Origin of the sequence: Streptomyces blattellae (assembly GCF_009709555.1) — a bacterium.
Taxonomy (GTDB): domain Bacteria; phylum Actinomycetota; class Actinomycetes; order Streptomycetales; family Streptomycetaceae; genus Streptomyces; species Streptomyces blattellae.
In genome coordinates this window covers 40,579-56,885 of record NZ_WJBG01000233.1, presented here as the reverse complement: position 1 = coordinate 56,885, position 16,307 = coordinate 40,579, and the positions used below count along the sequence as shown (strand labels likewise).

Here is a 16,307-nt window from a genome sequence, read left to right as displayed (position 1 = left end):
CCGCGCCGGGCCGGACCCCGGCACCCGCGCCGGGCCGGACCCCGGCACCCGCGCCGGGCCGGACCCCGGCACCCGCGCCGGGCCGGAGTGGGGCGCGCGCGACGGGTCGAGGGGCGGATCGGAGGGCGTCGTCCGGGACGCATCGGCTGCCCGTGTCTCCGCCCGCGCCGGACCGGTCCACCTCGCCTGCCGCAGCCAGGGAACCTCTCTGGCGCGACCTGATCGGCGACGTGCTGCGGCGTGAGCGGCTCGCGCAGGAGCGGACGCTCAAGGACGTGGCCGACGCCGCCCGGATCTCCATGCCGTATCTGTCGGAGGTGGAGCGCGGCCGCAAGGAGGCCTCCTCGGAGGTCCTCGCGGCCGCCGCCCACGCCCTCGGCCTGGGCCTCGGCGATCTGCTGTCACTGGCGCAGAGCGAACTCACCCGCACCCGGGCCACGGGCACGTCGCCGTACAACGGCCTCTGCCTGGCCGCCTGACGCCGGCCGGCGCCTCAGACCCGGACGAGGCGCCGGCTGACCACCTCGTCGGCCAGCCCGTACGCCACCGCCTCCTCGGCGGTGAACACCTTGTCCCGGTCCATGTCCGCGCGCAGGGTCGCGATGTCATGGTGCGTGTGCCGGGCCAGCACCTCCTCCACCTGGGAGCGGATCCGGACCATCTCCTTGGCCTGGAGCGCGAGGTCCGAGATCGCGCCCCGGCTGCCGCCGCTGGCCGGCTGGCCGAGCAGCACGCGCGCGTGCTCCAGCACGAACCGCCGACCTGGATCCCCTCCGGCCAGCAGCACGGCCGCCGTGGAGGCCGCCTGGCCCACGCAGAACGTCGAGATCGGCGCCTGCACGTAGGTCATGGTGTCGTAGATCGCCATCAGCGAAGTGAACGAGCCGCCGGGCGAGTTGATGTAGACCGCGATCTCGTTCTCCGGCGCCGACGACTCCAGATGGAGGAGTTGCGCGATGACGACGTTGGCGACGCCGTCGTCGATCTCGGTGCCGAGGAAGATGATCCGCTCCGACAGCAGACGGCTGAAGACGTCGGAGGAGCGCTCGCCGTGCGCGGTCCGCTCGACGACGTACGGAATCGTGTAGTTCCCCATGTCACAGCCCCATCCGTCGCTTCGAGGCGGCCGGGCGGACGTCCGCAAGGGACTCCAGGACCCGGTCCACCATGCCGTACTCCATGGCCTCCTCGGCCGTGAACCAGCGGTCGCGGTCGCCGTCCCGGGCGATGGTCTCCGGTGACTGGCCCGTGTTCTCGGCGAGCAGCCGCTCCATGGTCCGCTTGCTGTGGTCCAGGTTCTCCGCCTGGATCTCGATGTCGGCGGTGGTGCCGCCGATGCCCGCCGACCCCTGGTGCATCATGATCCGCGCGTTCGGCAGGGCGTACCGCTTGCCGGGCGTGCCGCCGCAGAGCAGGAACTGGCCCATGCTCGCCGCGAAACCCATCGCGAGCGTCGACACGCCGTTCGGGATGAGCCGCATCGTGTCGTAGATGGCGAGACCCGCGTACACCGAGCCCCCCGGGCTGTTGATGTACAGGCTGATGTCCGTGCGCGGGTCCTCGGCGGACAGGATCAGCAGCTGGGAGCAGACCCGGTTCGCGGAGATCTCGTCGACCTGGGTGCCCAGCAACACGATCCGCTGACCGAGGAGTTGGGCGGCGAGGTGGTCGTCGAACCGGGTCGGAGGGGTGTCGCCCTCCTCGGCCCGCGGCATGGGGTCCGGCCTCCGGCCGGCGGTGAGTTGAGACATTGGCGCGCTCCTGGTCGAGTGTCGAGGTGTCGAGTCGCAGTGGGTTGCGCTCTCCACTCTCGGCCGGGAACCGCCCCCGCCGGGGGTTTCTCTGCCCGCGGCAGATTCGCCGTGGGCAGAGCGTCTCCGCGTACGGTCAGCCGTCACCCTTCGCGCGCAACTGCCGGAAGAACGCCCGCACGCCCTCGACCAGCAGATCCGGCACCTCCATCGCGGCGAAGTGCCCACCGCGGTCCATCTCGGTCCACCGCACGATGTTCTCCGTGCGGTCGACGGCTGCCTGGGCGCTCCGGCCCGTTCGGCCGAGGCGTGCGCCCGCTCGTAGTGGATCCGGGCGGGCGAACCGGCGGTGCCGGACAGCCGGTATGCCGGGACGGTGTAGCGGCCACGTGGATCAACCGGCTGCCCGGCCGATGAGTTCCGGGGGAAGGATCGGTCGATACAGGTGACCGCGTTCCACGACCCAGGAGGTACTCATGGCCACCGACGGATTCACCACGTGTCTCTGGTTCGACGACCAGGCCGAGGACGCCGCCCACTACTACACCTCGATCTTCAAGAACTCCGCTGTCGGTGAGGTCGCCCGCTACCCCGAGGGCACCGTGCAGCCCGCCGGGTCCGTGATGACCGTCGAGTTCACGGCCAACGGCCAGCGGTTCCTGGCTCTCAACGGCGGCCCGCAGTTCAAGTTCACCGAGGCGATCTCCTTCATGATCGCCTGCGCGGACCAGGAAGAGGTCGACTTCTACTGGGCCAAGTTCCTCGATGGCGGCGGCCAGCCCGGCCCCTGCGGCTGGCTGAAGGACAAGTACGGCCTCTCCTGGCAGGTCGTGCCCGACCGTCTCATCGAGCTGACCACCGACCCGGACCCGGAGAAGGCCGCCCGCGCCATGGGAGCCATGATGAAGATGGGCAAGATCGACATCGCCGCCCTGGAGAAGGCGTACGCGGGCGAGTAGGGCACAGAGCGCGGTGCCCGGTTGATTACGGCTGGTGCACCGGTCCGCCGGCCGAGGCTTGTCCGGCCTCGGCCAGGATCTCCTTGATCACATGCCGTGAGTTCGCCGCCAGCGGCGGATTCGTCGTCCAGTAGTACGGCAGCTGGATCAGCGAGACCGACAGCGCCCAGCCCCGCCCCCGCGCCCACTCGGCGTCATCGACGCCCAGGGCCTGACGGAAGGTGGCACGGGCCGACGCGGGCAGGAGGTTCCAGGCCACGATCAGATCCACGGCCGGGTCGCCGACGCCCAAGGTCCCGAAGTCGATCACCGCGCTCAGTCGTCCGTCCGCCACCAGCACGTTTCCGGGAGACAGGTCCCCGTGCGCCCAGACGGGCGGCCCGGAGTGCCCCGGGACCCGTAGGGCCGCCTCCCACAGTGCCGTCACCGCGTCCGTGTCCACGGTGTTCGTCAGCTGGGCGAGCGCCTCACGCGTCGGCGTGTCCCGCGTCGCCAGGGGAATGCCCCGGTAGCCGACCGGCCCGCCCCCGGGATCCATGCCGCGCAGCGCGCCGATGAACGCCGCCAGTTCCCCGGCCAGCGTCCCGGGATCGTCGAGCGCGTCGACCGCCGGATTGTGCCCGTCCAGCCACCGGAACACCGACCACGCCCACGGGAACCCGTCGCCCGGCACGCCCCGCCCGACCGGCTCGGGCACCGCGGCCGGCAGCAGCGGTCCCAGCCGGGGCAGCCAGCGCTGCTCGTGCTCCACGTCCGCGACGGCACCGGGGTGCCGGGGGAGCCGTACCACCAGGTCGTCGCCGAGCCGGAACATCGCGTTCTCGGTGCCGGAGGACTCCAGCCGCGCCACGGGCAGCCCCGCCCAGTCGGGGAACTGCCGGGCGATCAGCCGGCCCACCAGCTCGGCGTCGATCTCCACTTCGTCCGGACGCATCTTCAGGGCACACATGGGCGCCATCCCACTGGTCGACGGCACGTGCTGTCCAACGATTTCGGCGCTCTCGTGGTCCGCCACGCCACCGCCACCACCCCACAACCCCGTGCCGCCGACGGCGAGTTCACCGGCGACGACCTCCCGCCGTCACCTCGACAGGCTCATCGAGACCGAACCCCCTCGCCGATCGCCCGGGTGATCTCCCGGGCGATCCGCAGGATGCCGGGGGAGCGGACCGGGCACGGCTTCGGCTTGGATGTCGTGGGGGCCAGACAGAAGTGCAGGTAGTCGTCGTCGATGTGGAGCGCGGTCCGGCCGCCGCCCGGCTCGGTGCAGTAGTCGGGGTGCTCGCGCTCGTACGGCGTGCAGGGCAGGTACTGCGTCCAGGTGTAGCGCCCGCCGGCCGGGCTGACCGTCCGGCCCGCGTCGGCGACGAGATCGCCGGAGGCGGCGGCCCGCTCCTCGTAGATGGCGTTCACGCGCCGGACCCGGTCGGGGGTGATGGGGTCCGGGCCCTGCGAGACCCAGACGATCCGCGGGCGTTCGGATCCTCCGGCCGCCGCGATCTGCTCGGTGAGGCGCTCGGCGTCGGCGGCGTACCGCTCGAAGTAGGTGCTGGGAGACTTGGCGTGCGTGATCCCGTCCATGCACCACGTGTAGCCCCAGGCGTTGCCCCAGAACTGCAGCACCACGTAGTCCGGGTCCAGGGAGCGCACCAGGGCGGCCGCCTTGTGCGCGGCCGGGACGAGGGAGCGCTTGTTCGTGCCCTCCAGGTAGTCGCAGAGCGTGGTGCCCGAGTACGGGGCGCTGGTGTACTCGGCGTCCAGGTCCCTGCGCAGCTCCTGCCCCAGAACCTTCTGGTTCTCCATCGCCAGGGAGTCCCCGAGGTAGAGCACGGTGGGCGCCTGCACCGGCGTCGTCGGTGTGGCCGGCGCCTGCTGTCGTGTCGTGCCCGCCGGCGCGGAGGGCGTGGGCGGTGCTTCCTCCGGCTCGGACGCCGGATCGCCGCACGCGCCGAGCAGCACCCCGGACAGCAGTACCCCCACGATCCACGATCTCCGCATACAGCAACTCCCGCCCCGGACACGGAAAACGGCTCCCCAGGCAAGCACAGCCCGGCCCCTGGGGGAAGACACATGTCATGGCTGTTCCAGCAGGTCCAGCAAGTCGCTCAGCGGCAGCGGCTTCGCCCAGTGAGTGTCGAACCCGGCCGCCCGGGACAGTACGCGATCGGTGCCCTGGCTGAAGCCCGACACCGCGATCAGCCGGACCCGCTTGCCGTGCGGCCGGGCCCGTACGCCCCGCGCGACCGCGTAGCCGTCGATGTCGGGCAGACCCAGGTCGCACAGGACGACGTCGAACAGGTCGGCCTGTGTGGCGGTGAGCGCGTCGGCGCCCGTGTGCACGGTGGTGACATGGTGGCCCTGCCGCTCCAGCAGGGTGCGATAGGTCGCCGCCAGGTCCGTGTTGTCCTCCACGATCAGGACGGCCAGATGACGCCGGGGCGGCCGGACTGCGGACAAGGGGCGCGGTGGCCGCGGTGCCGCGGTGTCCGCCACCGGCGTCAGCGCCGTGAACGTCGCGCCCTTGCCGGGCCCGTCGCTGTGCGCCGAGATGGTGCCGCCGTGCAGTTCCATGACCGTCCGCGCGACCGCGAGCCCCAGCCCCAGGCCCTCCGGGCTGCGCGGGCCGACCGGGGCCGCCCGCATGAACACCCCGAAGAGGTCCTCCGCCTGCCCGGGATCGAAGCCGATGCCGTCGTCCTGCACGGTCAGCCGGACCTGCCCGTCCTCGACCGTGAGCCGCACCTCGGTGTGGCCGCCCGGCGGGGTGTACTTGAGGGCGTTCGACAGCAGGTTCGTCAGGACCTGGGCCAGCCGCAGCCGGTCCCCGTCCACCGGCACCGGCCCCGGTGGGAGGCTGACGTGCAGCGTGCGGTCCTCGTGCCCGAACAGGCCCCGGATGTCGGCGCACGCGCTGTCCACGACGGACCCGAGGTCGGTCCGCTCGCGCACCAGCTCCAGCCGCCCGGTCACCGCCCGGGTGCCGTCGAGCAGGTCGTTGCTCATCCGCACCAGCGTGCCCAGCTGGCGTTCCAGGACCGACAGCGCCGGATGCCCGTCCGGCAGGTCCAGCGCCAGCAGCTCGGTGGCCGCGGCTGCGGCTGCCAGGGGGTTGCGCAGCTCGTGCGAGAGCGTGGCGATGAACCGGTCCTTGGCCCGCTGCTCCTCGCGCAACTGCCGCCCCGCCGCGTCCAGTTCGGTGTTCGCCCGGCTGAGCTGGTCGTTCACCTCACGGATCTGCCGGGCCCGCACCAGCAGGTCGGTCTCCATGCCCTCGGCCGTCGCCCGCCGCTGCCCCCGCCCCACCTCGCGCAGACGCACGAACTCGGTGACGTCCTCGACCCGGTGGATGATGTGCGTCACCCGGCCGTCGGCTCCGATGACCGGCGTGTTGACGGGACTCCAGTAGCGCTCGGCGAACGGCCCCCCGTCCCCTGCGGGGATGTCGTACCGCTGCAACGCCATGACGTCCGTACGACCGGTCCCGACCACCGTCTCCAGCGAGCGGCGCAGCTCGGAGACGCCGTCGGCGCGCGCAGCGCGATGGGGGTCCCCCCGGCCGAAGGCTGGGGGAGGGGCGGCCGGGCTGCCGGGGAACACCTCGAAGATCGGCTGCCCGACGATGTCCCGCCCGGTGCCGGTGGCCGCCAGGTAGGCGCGGTTGACCTCGACGATGGTGAAGTCGGGAGTGAGGATCAGCAGCGGCGACAGCGTGGCGTGGAAGAGCCGCTGGAAGTCCGGGCCGGTCGGCGGCATGGCGGCTCTCAGGGGTCGAGGCGGTAGCCGTAGCCGCGGACGGTGGTGATCCGCGGAGCCGGTGCGGGCAGGTCCGCGAGCTTGCCGCGCAGCCGGTACACGTGCTCGACCACGGTCGCGGACTGCTGCCAGGCGGCACCCCAGACCTGCTCCAGGAGCTGCTGCGCGGAGAACACCCGCCCGGGAGCACCGGCCAGCACCTCCAGCAGCGCGTACTCCTTGGGGCGCAGCGCCAGCAGAGTGCCGTCGGCGGAGGCCTGGCGGGCGCCCGTGTCGACGCGCAACGACCCGACCAGGAGGACCTCTGGTGTCTCGGGCGGCTGCGAGCGGCGCAGCACGGCCCGGATCCGGGCCACCAGCTCCCGCTGTGAGAACGGCTTGACCAGGTAGTCGTCGGCGCCAATCTCCAGTCCCGCCACACGGTCGGCCTCCGCGCCCCGCCCGGTCACCACGATCACCGGAAGGCGGCTGATGGAGCGCACCCCGCGCAGCAGTTCGAGGCCGCTGCCGTCCGGCAGCCCCAGATCGAGCACGGCCAGGTCGACCCCTGCCTCGCGCAGCACGCCCTGGCCGGCGCGGGCGTCCATGGCCCAGCTGACGGTGAAGCCTTCGCGTTCGAGATAGGAGCGGCACATCAGCGCGAAGTCGGGGTCGTCCTCGATCAGCGCGAGGTGCGGACGCATTCCACATCACCGGCCCATCCGCCGCCCGAGCGTTGTGTCGCCGATGAGCGGGCGTTGATGCCCCGACCATGTGGCGAAGGTAGAACAGTACGTGCCCACGGTTCAAGGGGGGAGCCGCCCAGGGGGAGATCCGGCGCGGGCACACGCGGCGCGGGGACGGCTGAGTGGCCGCGTACGCCCGTGCCGGATCTGCTGCACAACGTGGGTCTGCCCGTCGCCGCGCCGCACGGCGGCCTCCGTCGCGCGGCGGCCGGGCGCCCGCGCTCCCGGCCCGGCGCCATCGCCGCCCTGTGACCAGCCGTCGTGCGCCGTCAGGGTCGTGCGCCGTCACGGTCCTACGCCATCACGGCGCCATGTCGTTCACCAGTACCGCCGCCCCGTCGAAACGGCCGTGCTTGAGGTCGGCCAGCGCTCTGTCGGCCGCCGGCAAGGGATAGGCGTGCGTGGTGGCGTGGATGTCGTGCCGGGCGGCCAGCGCCAGGAACTCCCGTGCGTCCTCACGGGTGTTGGAAGTGACGCTGCGCAACTCCTTCTCGTAGAACAGCTCGCTCTCGTAGCGCAGGGACGGGATGTCGGTGAGGTGGATCCCGGCGATCGACAGGATGCCGCCGCGGTCGAGGGCGCGCAGCGCCACCGGGACCAGGTCGCCGACCGGTGCGAAGAGGATCGCCGCGTCCAGCGGCTCGGGTGGCGCCTCGTACGCACCGCGCGCCGACGCGACCCCCAGCTCCAGCGCCAGCCGCCGCGCCGCCGCACCCCGGGTCAGCACATGCACGGTGGCACCCTCGGCCAGCGCCAGCTGCGCGCACAGATGGGCGCTGCCGCCGAAGCCGTACAGCCCGAGCCGCCCGCCGGGCGGAAGCGAGGCCCGCCGCAGCGCGCGATAGCCGATGATCCCGGCACACAGCAGGGGCGCCGCCGCCACGTCGTCGAGGCCCTCGGGCAGCCGGTGCGCGAACGCGGCCGGAACGGTCGTGTACTCCGCGTAACCGCCGTCGGCGTCCCAGCCGGTGTACTCGGAATGCGGGCACAGGTTCTCCGCCCCCCGCAGGCAGTACACGCAGGTGCCGTCGGTCCGCCGCAGCCACGCCACGCCCACCCGGTCGCCGACAGCGACCCCGCGCACCGCCGCCCCGAACCCGGCGACGACACCGACGACCTCGTGCCCGGGTGTCACCTCCGGCCGACGCACCGGCAGGTCCCCCTCGGTCACGTGCAGGTCGGTCCGGCACACCCCGCACGCGCGCACGTGCACCAGCAGTTCGTCGTCCCCCGGTACCGGCACCGGTCTCCGCACGAACCGGAGGGGCCCCTTCTCGACGGGCGCCGGCCGCATCACGGTCCACGCCCGCATCGTCCCGTCCGCCATCCCGCACCCCGTCCGCCCGAAGTCCGCCCTCGTCCTCCTCCAGTCTGGAACGGAGCCACGCATTCAGCGCGCGGTCCGGCAGACGGTTGACTAGCGTGAGAATTCGGACAGTCAATCCACCGATTCGGACAAGCCAATACACCGAGAGGGCCGCAGCCATGGCGGTACAACCTGAGGGAGCCCCCTGTTGGGCCGATGCGATGTTCAGCGACGTCGAGGGGGCGAAGAGCTTCTACGGCGACGTCCTCGGCTGGACCTTCGGCGAACAGGCGACGGAGTACGGCAACTACACCCAGGCCTACGTGGACGGCAAGGCGGTCGCCGCCGTCGTACCCCCGATGCCCGGACAGGAAGACCAGTCCCAGTGGTGCCTCTACTTCGCGTCGCCGGACGTGGCCGCCACCGCGGCCAAGATCCGTGACAACGGTGGCCAGGTGATCATGGAGCCGATGGCGGTGGGCGACTTCGGCAGCATGTGCCTGGCGAGCGATCCCGGCGGCGTCGTGTTCGGCGTGTGGCAGGCGGGCACCCACGAGGGGTTCGAGGCGCCGATGGACCAGCCGGGCGCGTTCTGCTGGGCGGAGATCTTCACCCGTGAACCGGAGAGGTCGGACACGTTCTTCCCCGCCGTCTTCCCGTACACGGCACAGCAGATGGACGACGACGCGATGGACTTCCGGGTCTACAACGTCGCAGGCCGTCCCGCCCTGGGCCGGATGAAGATGACCGAGGACTTCCCACCCGAGGTGCCGCCGTACATCAACGTCTACTTTGGGGTCGCCGACTGCGACGACGCCGTCGCCAAGGCCACCAAGCTCGGCGCGGTTCTGCGGTTCGGGCCGATGGACACCCCCTTCGGACGGTTCGCGGCGCTCACCGATCCGCAGGGCGCCAACTTCTCGGTGATCGACACCACGAACACCCAGGGTGAGATGCCGAAGCTGACCGACGTCTGACCCACACCACGACTCGGGGCCCGGCCCGCCCATGGCATGATCGGCGCATGCGTGAACGAGTGGTGGCCGCGTGCGACGGGGCTTCGAAGGGAAACCCCGGACCGGCGGGCTGGGCCTGGGTCGTCGCCGACGGGGCCGAGGCCCCGAGCCGCTGGGAGGCGGGGCCGCTCGGCAGGGCGACCAACAACGTCGCCGAACTCACCGCGCTGGAACGCCTGCTGACGGCTGTCGACCCGGATGTGCCGCTGGAGATCCGGATGGACTCGCAGTACGCCATGAAGGCCGTCACCACCTGGCTGCCCGGCTGGAAGCGCAACGGCTGGAAGACGTCCGCCGGCAAGCCGGTCGCCAACCAGGACCTCGTCGTCCGCATCGACGGACTCCTCGACGGCCGCAAGGTCGACTTCCGCTACGTCCCCGCCCACCAGGTCGACGGCGACCCGCTCAACGACTTCGCCGACCGGGCCGCCAGCCAGGCCGCGATCGTCCAGCAACCCGCGGGCAGCGACCTCGGCTCACCCGCGCCGCCGCCCTCACCCGACACCCCCGCCTCCGGGCCCCCGCGCCGCAAGGCCGCCGCGTCCCGGCCCGCCAAGGGCGCCGGCTCCACCCGCACGATCAAGGCGAAGTTCCCGGGCCGCTGCCTCTGCGGCCGCTCGTACGCCGCCGGAGAGCCCATCACCAAGAACGCGCAGGGCTGGGGCCACCCGGAGTGCCGCACGGCGGACGCCTGACCAGGCCGGGCCGGCGGCGGGCGGCAGCGAGCGGGTCCATGGCGTCATGACAGACTGACGCCATGGACGAGCGTGTATTCGGTAGGTCGGGTCAGCAGGCATCTGTCGTCGGTCTCGGCACATGGCAGCTGGGCGCCGACTGGGGCGACGTGGACGACAAGGAAGCCCTGGCGGTGCTGGAGGCGGCGGCCGAGACGGGGGTGACGTTCTTCGACACCGCCGACGTGTACGGCGACGGACGCAGTGAGCAGACCATCGCCACGTTCCTGCGCGGACGCCCTGATCTGCACGTCCTGGTCGCGTCCAAGATGGGCCGCCGTGTCGACCAGATCCCCGGGAACTACGTCCTGGACAACTTCCGCGCCTGGAACGACCGTTCCCGCCGCGACCTCGGCGTCGACCGCCTCGACCTGGTGCAGCTGCACTGCCCGCCGACGCCCGTCTACTCCACCGACGAGGTCTTCGACGCCCTGGACACGCTGGTCGCCGAGGAGCGCATCGCCGCGTACGGCGTCAGCGTGGAGACCTGCGCCGAGGCGCTGACCGCCATCGCCCGCCCGAACGTGGCGAGCGTGCAGATCATCCTGAACCCGTTCCGCATGAAGCCGCTCGCCGAGGTGCTCCCGGCGGCGCACGAGGCCGGCGTCGGCATCATCGCGCGGGTTCCGCTGGCCTCGGGACTGCTCTCCGGCAAGTACACCAAGGACACGGTCTTCGCCGAGAACGACCACCGCACCTTCAACCGGCACGGTGAGTCCTTCGACCAGGGCGAGACGTTCTCCGGCGTCGACTACGAGACGGGCGTGGAGGCCGCGGCCGAGTTCTCCGCCCTGGCCCCGGAGGGATACACGCCGGCCCAGCTGGCGCTGCGCTGGATCATCCAGCAGCCCGGCGTGACCACCGTCATCCCCGGTGCCCGCTCACCCGAGCAGGCCCGCGCCAACGCCGCCGCCGCCGAACTGCCGGAGCTGTCCGACGAGACGCTCACCGCGATCCGGGACCTCTACGACCGCCGGATCAAGGACCAGGTGGAGAGTCGCTGGTAGCAGGGGTCGTGCCGCCCTGACCGATCGAACCGCGCGAATCTGGGCACTCGGGTCCGAGACAGTACGCGGGTTCGATCGATCAGGGAGGGACCTTGTCGGTCACGGGAAAGCGTGCGGACACCGAGGACTGGGGTCGCGACGAGACCCCGGAGCAGCGCGCCGACCGCAAGTGGGGCGAGCTGATCCAGGAGATCCGGGTCGCGCAGACCGGGGTGCAGATCCTGTTCGGCTTTCTGCTCACGGTCGTGTTCGCGCCGAGGTTCGTGGAGCTGGACGCCACGGACCAGAACATCTACATCGTCACCGTCGTCCTGGGAGCCGCCGCCACCGGGGCGCTGATCGGCCCGGTGAGCCTGCACCGGCTCGTGTCCGGCCGGCGCATCAAACCGCAGGCCGTGGAGTGGGCCTCCCGGATGACCTTCGTCGGCCTCCTGCTGCTGCTGGCCACGATGACCGCCGCGGTCCTGCTGATCCTCAGGGTCGCGACGGACCACGACGACTATGTGCCGTGGCTCGTCGCCGGAATCGTGGCCTGGTACCTGCTGTGCTGGTTCGGCGCCCCCTGGTGGGCACGGCGTCGCCATACGTCACGGTGAGGCCGAGCGCGCAGCCCTGCGGACCCGCGTGGTCAGGAAGCGTTGGAAGCGTTGCCAGGCACTCCACGTGCCCCACTCGCCCCGCGCAGCGCCGTGATGCATGTGCTGATCGCGTGCTGGAGTTCCTCCAGCTGCTGCACCATGTCGTCCTCGTAGAAGTCCTGGGCGTCGTCGAAGGTCAGCTCCTCGAACACCTTCGTCGCCCGCTGGAGGCTGCTGTAGAACTTCGTCCGCCGCTCCTGCACGCGCAGTTCGGGGTCGGCCTCCACGGTCTTGGCGACGAGGGACTTCATGGTGTCGTAGGCCTCGCCGGCCCACTCGCCGGGGTCCTCCGCGTCGTCCAGCTCGTCGATGAGGGACAGATGCCGCTCGGCCTCCTGGCGTACGTCGGCGGGCGCGTCGACGGTCTGCCCGGCGGGGGTCTTGATCTGGCCGGACTCGGCGATCTGGCGGACGTATCCGATCCGGTCGGCAGCCCTGTTCCCGGCGGCGACGGCCTTCTTCAGGTCGTCGGTGCGCACGATGTCCCGGGCCAACTCGGCCTGGAGTTCCTGATCTTCACGGACGCGGTCCAGAAGTGCCCGGCGGGCCGCCTGGGCGGTGGAGGGGTCCGCGAGGATCGCGGCGCGCAGCGCGGTGGGGTTCTCCGCGACCTCAAGGGCCTTGGTCGGCCGGATGCCCTCGGCCTCGGCCGCCGCGGAGATGGCGGTGCCGCGCTCCGAGGCGGCGCTGTTGCGCGAGACGTAGTAGGTGAGCCACACGTCCGCGTCAGGCAGCTCGACCTCCTGCCCCGGCGCCAGCTCCTCGAAGTGCGGGACGAGACCGTCGTCGGCGGCCCGGTCCCACGCCTTGTAGTAGCGCATGACGCGGTCGGCGGAACAGCCGGCGAGCTCGGCGAACTCCTTCGCGGAGACCTTCGGCGTCTCGTCCGCGCCCTGCCCGCCGGGCCGTACGCTGCGCGCCACCATCAGGCCGAAGGCCCAGCCTCCGGTCCGTGCGTAGACCCCGAACTCGCGGGCGTCGCGTGCCACGAGGTCGGACAGGGGCGCGGGGGACGTCTCGGACGGGACGGTCGCCAGGGTCACGGGTGACTCTCCTGAGAGGTGTTGCCAGTGCTGGAACAGGTGCCATCCGCAGCCTATATGGGCTCATGACGATGCCCTGCCCGGCTTCGGGCCCGTGCGTCCCGGCCCCGGGGCAGGTGTTTGGCCTCCCGTTCGCCGGCAGGCCCTCGATCACGGCGGACGGCAGGGGGAGGATACGGGCATGAGTGTTCGCCCGCTGCCTCTGAGCACACCCGCCGCCCAGGGCGTCGACGCGTCCGGTGTCCACGCCTTCCTCGACGCCCTCGACGCCGCCCCGGACATCGAGCCGCACAGCCTGATGATCATGCGGCACGGCCACCTCGTGGCATCCGGCTGGTGGGCGCCGTACACCGAAGACCGCCCGCATCTGCTCTACTCGCTCAGCAAGAACTTCACGGCGGCCGCCGCCGCGCTCGCCGCCGACGAGGGGCTGCTCGACTTCGACGCCCCGGTGATCTCGTACTTCCCGGAGTTCGAGGCCGACATCACCGATCCGCGCAGCCGTGCGATGCTCGTACGGCACCTGGCGTCCATGGCGAGCGGTCATGCGGCCGACACCCTGTACCCCGCTCTCGCCCTCGACCACCAGAACCTCGTGCGCGGCTTCCTGCTGCTGCCGCCGGGCCACGATCCGGGGACCGTGTTCGCGTACAACCAGCCCGCCACGTACACGCTCGGCGCGATCGTGCGGCGCGTCACCGGCCAGTCGCTGACGGACTATCTCCGGCCCCGGCTGCTCGATCCGCTCGGCATCGGCGAGACGGCATGGCTGCGCGACGGATCCGGCGGCGAGCTGGGCTTCAGCGGACTGCACGCCACCACCGACGCCGTCGCCCGGCTGGGCCAGCTGTATCTGCAGCGCGGGGTGTGGGAGGGCGAGCGGCTGCTGCCCGAGGCGTGGGTGGCCGAGGCCACGCGTGCGCAGATCTCCAACGCCGGCGCCGAGATGAGCGGGATCGACTGGCAGCAGGGCTACGGCTTCCAGTTCTGGATGTGCCGGCACGGCTACCGCGGTGACGGGGCGTACGGCCAGTACTGCCTGGTACTGCCGGAGCACGACGCGGTGATCGCGACGACCGCGGCCACCGAACAGATGCAGAAGCTCCTGAACGTCGTCTGGGACCTTCTGCTGCCCGCGTTCGGACCGACCCCGCTGCCCGGCCACGAAGAGCGCGACAGCGCCCTGGCCGCACGGCTGGCACGGCTCGCCCTGCCGCCGGCCGGGGGCGAGCCCGCACCGCCGGAGCGCGCGGAGGCCTGGTCCGTCGCCGACTTCACGCCGCACGGCGGTGTGTGCGCGGCCCAGCCGACACTGACCGCGGTGCACATCACGGAGGGCCGGAACCTGGCGCTGATCGACGACGGGCAGCCGTTGCAGGTGCCGATCGGCAGCGACGGCTGGACCGTCACCGAGGGACCGGTCCCCACCGCGGTGAGCGGGGGATGGAGTGGCCCGGACACCCTCGTCGTGGACGTGGCCTTCCTGGAGACGCCGCACCATCTGGTCGTGGTGTGCTCGCTCACCGACGGTACCTTCACCGCGCGGTGGTCCACGCAGCCGCTGCACCAGGGCCCGTTGCACACGATGCGCGCACCCCGCGCCTCACTCTGACGGCACCTGGAAGGTCCGCAGGAAGGTGTTCAGCGCTGCACGGTTGGCGGCGTCGTCCCAGTCGGCGGCCGGGGTCGTCCAGCGCAGTGAGAAGCCGCGGTGCTCGCCGATGAGGAAACCGCGGCCGAAGGTGCGCACGCGCGTGCCGTCGACATCGGCGAGCCACTCGATGTCGGCGGCCTCGCGGCCCTGGTACGTCGTCGCGCGGATCTCGCCGATCCGCCGGTAACCGTCGTCGTCCTGCTTCAGCTCGGGCTCGACGTCGTCCCGCCAGACGGCTACCGGATCCGGGCCGAGCGCCTCGCTGTAGGTGACGGTCAGCGTGCGCGGGTCGCCGGACTTGCCGAGCACCACGCGGTAGGCCAGATCGGCCTGGCGGGTGGTCTGCAGCGGCTTCCAGCCCTGGGGGAGGGCGAGTGAGAAGCCCTCAGGGGAGTGGTAGCGGCTGAAGCCGGGCGGCAGGGGCGTGCCCGTGGGGGAGGGGGACGCCGAAGTCGGAGCGCGTGTGGGCGTCGGCGTTGGCGTGGGTGTCGGCGTCGGGGTTCGGGACGGTGTCACGGACGGCGAAGGGGGCCGCTGCTCCGGGGCGGACGCCGAAGCCGGCGGCCGGGGCGCCGTACCGGCCTCGGACGTGCCTTCGGTGTCGGAGACCTGGCGGGACACGGCGAGGACGGCGACGGACACGGTGACGACGGCCAGCGTCGTCCCGGCGATCATGGTGCGTCTGCTCCACGCCGGACTCGCGTGCAGGGCGGCCGCGTACACCCCGCGCAGCCGGGGCCGCGCCGCCGACGGCGCGACCATCTCGGGATCCTCGTTGAGGACGCGGAGCAGTGCCTCGCGGACCACGGGCCGGGTCAGCCGCTCGCTGCAGTTCTTGCGGAGCAGCCCCTGCACCACCTGGGTGAGCGGTCCGGCGCGCAGGGGTGTGCGCAGCGGAAGCCGGTCGACCCCCTTCAGCGTCGTTTCGGGCCGGTCACGCTCACGGAAGGGCGGGCGGCCCTCCAGCATCGTGTAGAGGAGCGCACCCAGGGCCCACAGGTCGGCCGCCGGGCCGATACGCTCGTCACGGGCCTGTTCCGGGGAGGCGTACGACGGTGCCGTCACGCGCGGTACGAGGGTCGCGCCGGCCAGGCCGAAGCCGGTGACCACAAGGGGCCCCTGCTCCCGCACGAACACCTGACCGGGACTCAGTTCGCCGTGGGTGATGCCCTCGCCGTGCGCCGCCTCCAGCACGTCGAGCAGCTGCAAGCCGATCCGCGCCGCCCGTACATGGTCGAACGTGCCCTCCTGGGTGAGGAGTTCGCCCAGCGGAATGCCGTCGATCCACTCGGTGACCGTCCACAGGGTGCCGTACTCCTCGATCGCGTCGACGACCGTGGCCACCTTGCCCGGACGCAGCATCCCCATGGTCTCGGACATGCGGATCACCCGGGCGGTGGCCCGGCGCACGGTCTCCCCGTCGGAGTCGGCCGGGAGCACCGTCTGCGTGAGGAGACAGGGCCGCGAGGTCTCGGCATCCTCGCCGTACCAGCAGATGCGGTTCGTCTCCCGATGGAGGATCTCCAGGAGGCGGTACCTTCCAGCCACCAACTCGTGTGTGGAGACGTGCGCCTTGACCATGGTCATCCCTCGCTGAACCCCTGGCTCTCACCTTTCCCAGAGGTACGACCGGTGCAATGGTGTGCGTTCAACGAATCCGCAACTCCGGTGACCTTCTTTCGGCTTGTGCCCGAGGTGAGCGGAACTCGCTGTAGTCCATG

At 71.7% G+C, this 16,307-nt stretch carries 16 protein-coding genes and 2 pseudogenes; 8 read left to right on the top strand and 10 right to left on the bottom strand.

Annotation, left to right across the window (positions count from 1 at the left end):
* Window positions 1–244: pseudogene (locus tag GFH49_RS40790) on the top strand (hypothetical protein); the annotation flags it as partial.
* On the top strand, window positions 147–479 hold the full coding sequence (locus tag GFH49_RS34235) for a helix-turn-helix domain-containing protein (protein WP_155060008.1): 333 nt from the start codon (window positions 147–149) through the stop codon (window positions 477–479). The pseudogene GFH49_RS40790 and the gene GFH49_RS34235, both read left to right, overlap by 98 nt.
* Before the next feature lie 14 nt (window positions 480–493).
* Here the strand turns inward: GFH49_RS34235 and GFH49_RS34230 are convergent, their stop codons facing one another.
* The 3 genes and pseudogenes from GFH49_RS34230 to GFH49_RS34220 form a co-directional block, all read right to left on the bottom strand.
* A complete protein-coding gene (locus tag GFH49_RS34230; protein ID WP_155059952.1) occupies window positions 494–1,096 on the bottom strand; it encodes a ClpP family protease in 603 nt (200 codons plus the stop codon).
* 1 nt (window position 1,097) lies between these two features.
* Complete coding sequence (locus tag GFH49_RS34225; RefSeq protein WP_155059951.1) at window positions 1,098–1,751, bottom strand: ClpP family protease; 654 nt, start codon at window positions 1,749–1,751, stop codon at window positions 1,098–1,100.
* Between the two features lie 136 nt (window positions 1,752–1,887).
* Window positions 1,888–2,126 (bottom strand): annotated as a pseudogene (locus GFH49_RS34220) (epoxide hydrolase); the annotation flags it as partial.
* A 101-nt stretch (window positions 2,127–2,227) separates the two neighbouring features.
* Between GFH49_RS34220 and GFH49_RS34215 the strand changes: the two are divergent.
* Window positions 2,228–2,710 (top strand): VOC family protein, encoded by a 483-nt coding sequence (locus tag GFH49_RS34215; protein ID WP_155059950.1) that lies wholly within the window; start codon window positions 2,228–2,230, stop codon window positions 2,708–2,710.
* A 25-nt stretch (window positions 2,711–2,735) separates the two neighbouring features.
* Here GFH49_RS34215 and GFH49_RS34210 read toward each other — a convergent pair whose 3' ends face one another.
* From GFH49_RS34210 to GFH49_RS34190, 5 genes are all read right to left on the bottom strand, one after another.
* Entirely contained in the window at window positions 2,736–3,659 is a 924-nt protein-coding gene (locus GFH49_RS34210) for an aminoglycoside phosphotransferase family protein (protein ID WP_155059949.1), read from the bottom strand.
* Window positions 3,660–3,805: 146 nt separating this feature from the next.
* Entirely contained in the window at window positions 3,806–4,708 is a 903-nt protein-coding gene (locus GFH49_RS34205; protein WP_155059948.1) for an SGNH/GDSL hydrolase family protein, read from the bottom strand.
* Between the two features lie 75 nt (window positions 4,709–4,783).
* Window positions 4,784–6,463 carry a hybrid sensor histidine kinase/response regulator gene (locus GFH49_RS34200; protein ID WP_155059947.1) on the bottom strand — a complete coding sequence of 560 codons (1,680 nt, stop codon included), beginning with the start codon at window positions 6,461–6,463 and terminating at the stop codon, window positions 4,784–4,786.
* A gap of 8 nt (window positions 6,464–6,471) precedes the next feature.
* A complete protein-coding gene (locus GFH49_RS34195) occupies window positions 6,472–7,146 on the bottom strand; it encodes a response regulator transcription factor (protein WP_155059946.1) in 675 nt (224 codons plus the stop codon).
* 343 nt (window positions 7,147–7,489) lie between these two features.
* On the bottom strand, window positions 7,490–8,500 hold the full coding sequence (locus GFH49_RS34190) for a zinc-binding alcohol dehydrogenase family protein (RefSeq protein ID WP_196218221.1): 1,011 nt from the start codon (window positions 8,498–8,500) through the stop codon (window positions 7,490–7,492).
* Window positions 8,501–8,673: 173 nt separating this feature from the next.
* Here GFH49_RS34190 and GFH49_RS34185 point away from each other — a divergent pair, with 173 nt between their 5' ends.
* The 4 genes from GFH49_RS34185 (at window position 8,674) to GFH49_RS34170 (ending at window position 11,847) form a co-directional block, all read left to right on the top strand.
* The gene (locus tag GFH49_RS34185; protein ID WP_155059944.1) at window positions 8,674–9,471 is read left to right on the top strand and encodes a VOC family protein; all 798 of its coding nucleotides are present in this window, start codon (window positions 8,674–8,676) and stop codon (window positions 9,469–9,471) included.
* Between the two features lie 47 nt (window positions 9,472–9,518).
* Window positions 9,519–10,205 (top strand): ribonuclease H family protein, encoded by a 687-nt coding sequence (locus GFH49_RS34180; RefSeq protein WP_155059943.1) that lies wholly within the window; start codon window positions 9,519–9,521, stop codon window positions 10,203–10,205.
* Window positions 10,206–10,267: 62 nt separating this feature from the next.
* On the top strand, window positions 10,268–11,251 hold the full coding sequence (locus GFH49_RS34175; protein ID WP_155059942.1) for an aldo/keto reductase: 984 nt from the start codon (window positions 10,268–10,270) through the stop codon (window positions 11,249–11,251).
* A 92-nt stretch (window positions 11,252–11,343) separates the two neighbouring features.
* Window positions 11,344–11,847, top strand: a complete 504-nt coding sequence (locus GFH49_RS34170; RefSeq protein WP_155059941.1) for a DUF6328 family protein — start codon at window positions 11,344–11,346, stop codon at window positions 11,845–11,847.
* Between the two features lie 32 nt (window positions 11,848–11,879).
* Here GFH49_RS34170 and GFH49_RS34165 read toward each other — a convergent pair whose 3' ends face one another.
* Window positions 11,880–12,932, bottom strand: a complete 1,053-nt coding sequence (locus GFH49_RS34165) for a hypothetical protein (RefSeq protein WP_155059940.1) — start codon at window positions 12,930–12,932, stop codon at window positions 11,880–11,882.
* A gap of 181 nt (window positions 12,933–13,113) precedes the next feature.
* Here GFH49_RS34165 and GFH49_RS34160 point away from each other — a divergent pair, with 181 nt between their 5' ends.
* Complete coding sequence (locus GFH49_RS34160) at window positions 13,114–14,544, top strand: serine hydrolase domain-containing protein (RefSeq protein ID WP_155059939.1); 1,431 nt, start codon at window positions 13,114–13,116, stop codon at window positions 14,542–14,544.
* Here GFH49_RS34160 and GFH49_RS34155 read toward each other — a convergent pair.
* Entirely contained in the window at window positions 14,536–16,173 is a 1,638-nt protein-coding gene (locus tag GFH49_RS34155) for a serine/threonine protein kinase (protein ID WP_230396655.1), read from the bottom strand. The genes GFH49_RS34160 and GFH49_RS34155 overlap by 9 nt on opposite strands.
* Between the last annotated feature and the right edge of the window lie 134 nt (window positions 16,174–16,307).

Bases quoted from the DNA above. Each gene is read 5' to 3' on its own strand.
- GFH49_RS34185 (WP_155059944.1), top strand. From the start codon at position 8,674: ATGGCGGTACAACCTGAGGGAGCCCCCTGTTGGGCCGATGCGATGTTC.
- GFH49_RS34175 (WP_155059942.1), top strand. From the start codon at position 10,268: ATGGACGAGCGTGTATTCGGTAGGTCGGGTCAGCAGGCATCTGTCGTC.
- GFH49_RS34230 (WP_155059952.1), bottom strand. From the start codon at position 1,096: ATGGGGAACTACACGATTCCGTACGTCGTCGAGCGGACCGCGCACGGC.
- GFH49_RS34195 (WP_155059946.1), bottom strand. From the start codon at position 7,146: ATGCGTCCGCACCTCGCGCTGATCGAGGACGACCCCGACTTCGCGCTG.
- GFH49_RS34215 (WP_155059950.1), top strand. From the start codon at position 2,228: ATGGCCACCGACGGATTCACCACGTGTCTCTGGTTCGACGACCAGGCC.
- GFH49_RS34190 (WP_196218221.1), bottom strand. From the start codon at position 8,500: ATGCGGGCGTGGACCGTGATGCGGCCGGCGCCCGTCGAGAAGGGGCCC.
- GFH49_RS34225 (WP_155059951.1), bottom strand. From the start codon at position 1,751: ATGTCTCAACTCACCGCCGGCCGGAGGCCGGACCCCATGCCGCGGGCC.
- GFH49_RS34180 (WP_155059943.1), top strand. From the start codon at position 9,519: ATGCGTGAACGAGTGGTGGCCGCGTGCGACGGGGCTTCGAAGGGAAAC.
- GFH49_RS34160 (WP_155059939.1), top strand. From the start codon at position 13,114: ATGAGTGTTCGCCCGCTGCCTCTGAGCACACCCGCCGCCCAGGGCGTC.
- GFH49_RS34200 (WP_155059947.1), bottom strand. From the start codon at position 6,463: ATGCCGCCGACCGGCCCGGACTTCCAGCGGCTCTTCCACGCCACGCTG.
- GFH49_RS34155 (WP_230396655.1), bottom strand. From the start codon at position 16,173: ATGACCATGGTCAAGGCGCACGTCTCCACACACGAGTTGGTGGCTGGA.
- GFH49_RS34205 (WP_155059948.1), bottom strand. From the start codon at position 4,708: ATGCGGAGATCGTGGATCGTGGGGGTACTGCTGTCCGGGGTGCTGCTC.
- GFH49_RS34210 (WP_155059949.1), bottom strand. From the start codon at position 3,659: ATGTGTGCCCTGAAGATGCGTCCGGACGAAGTGGAGATCGACGCCGAG.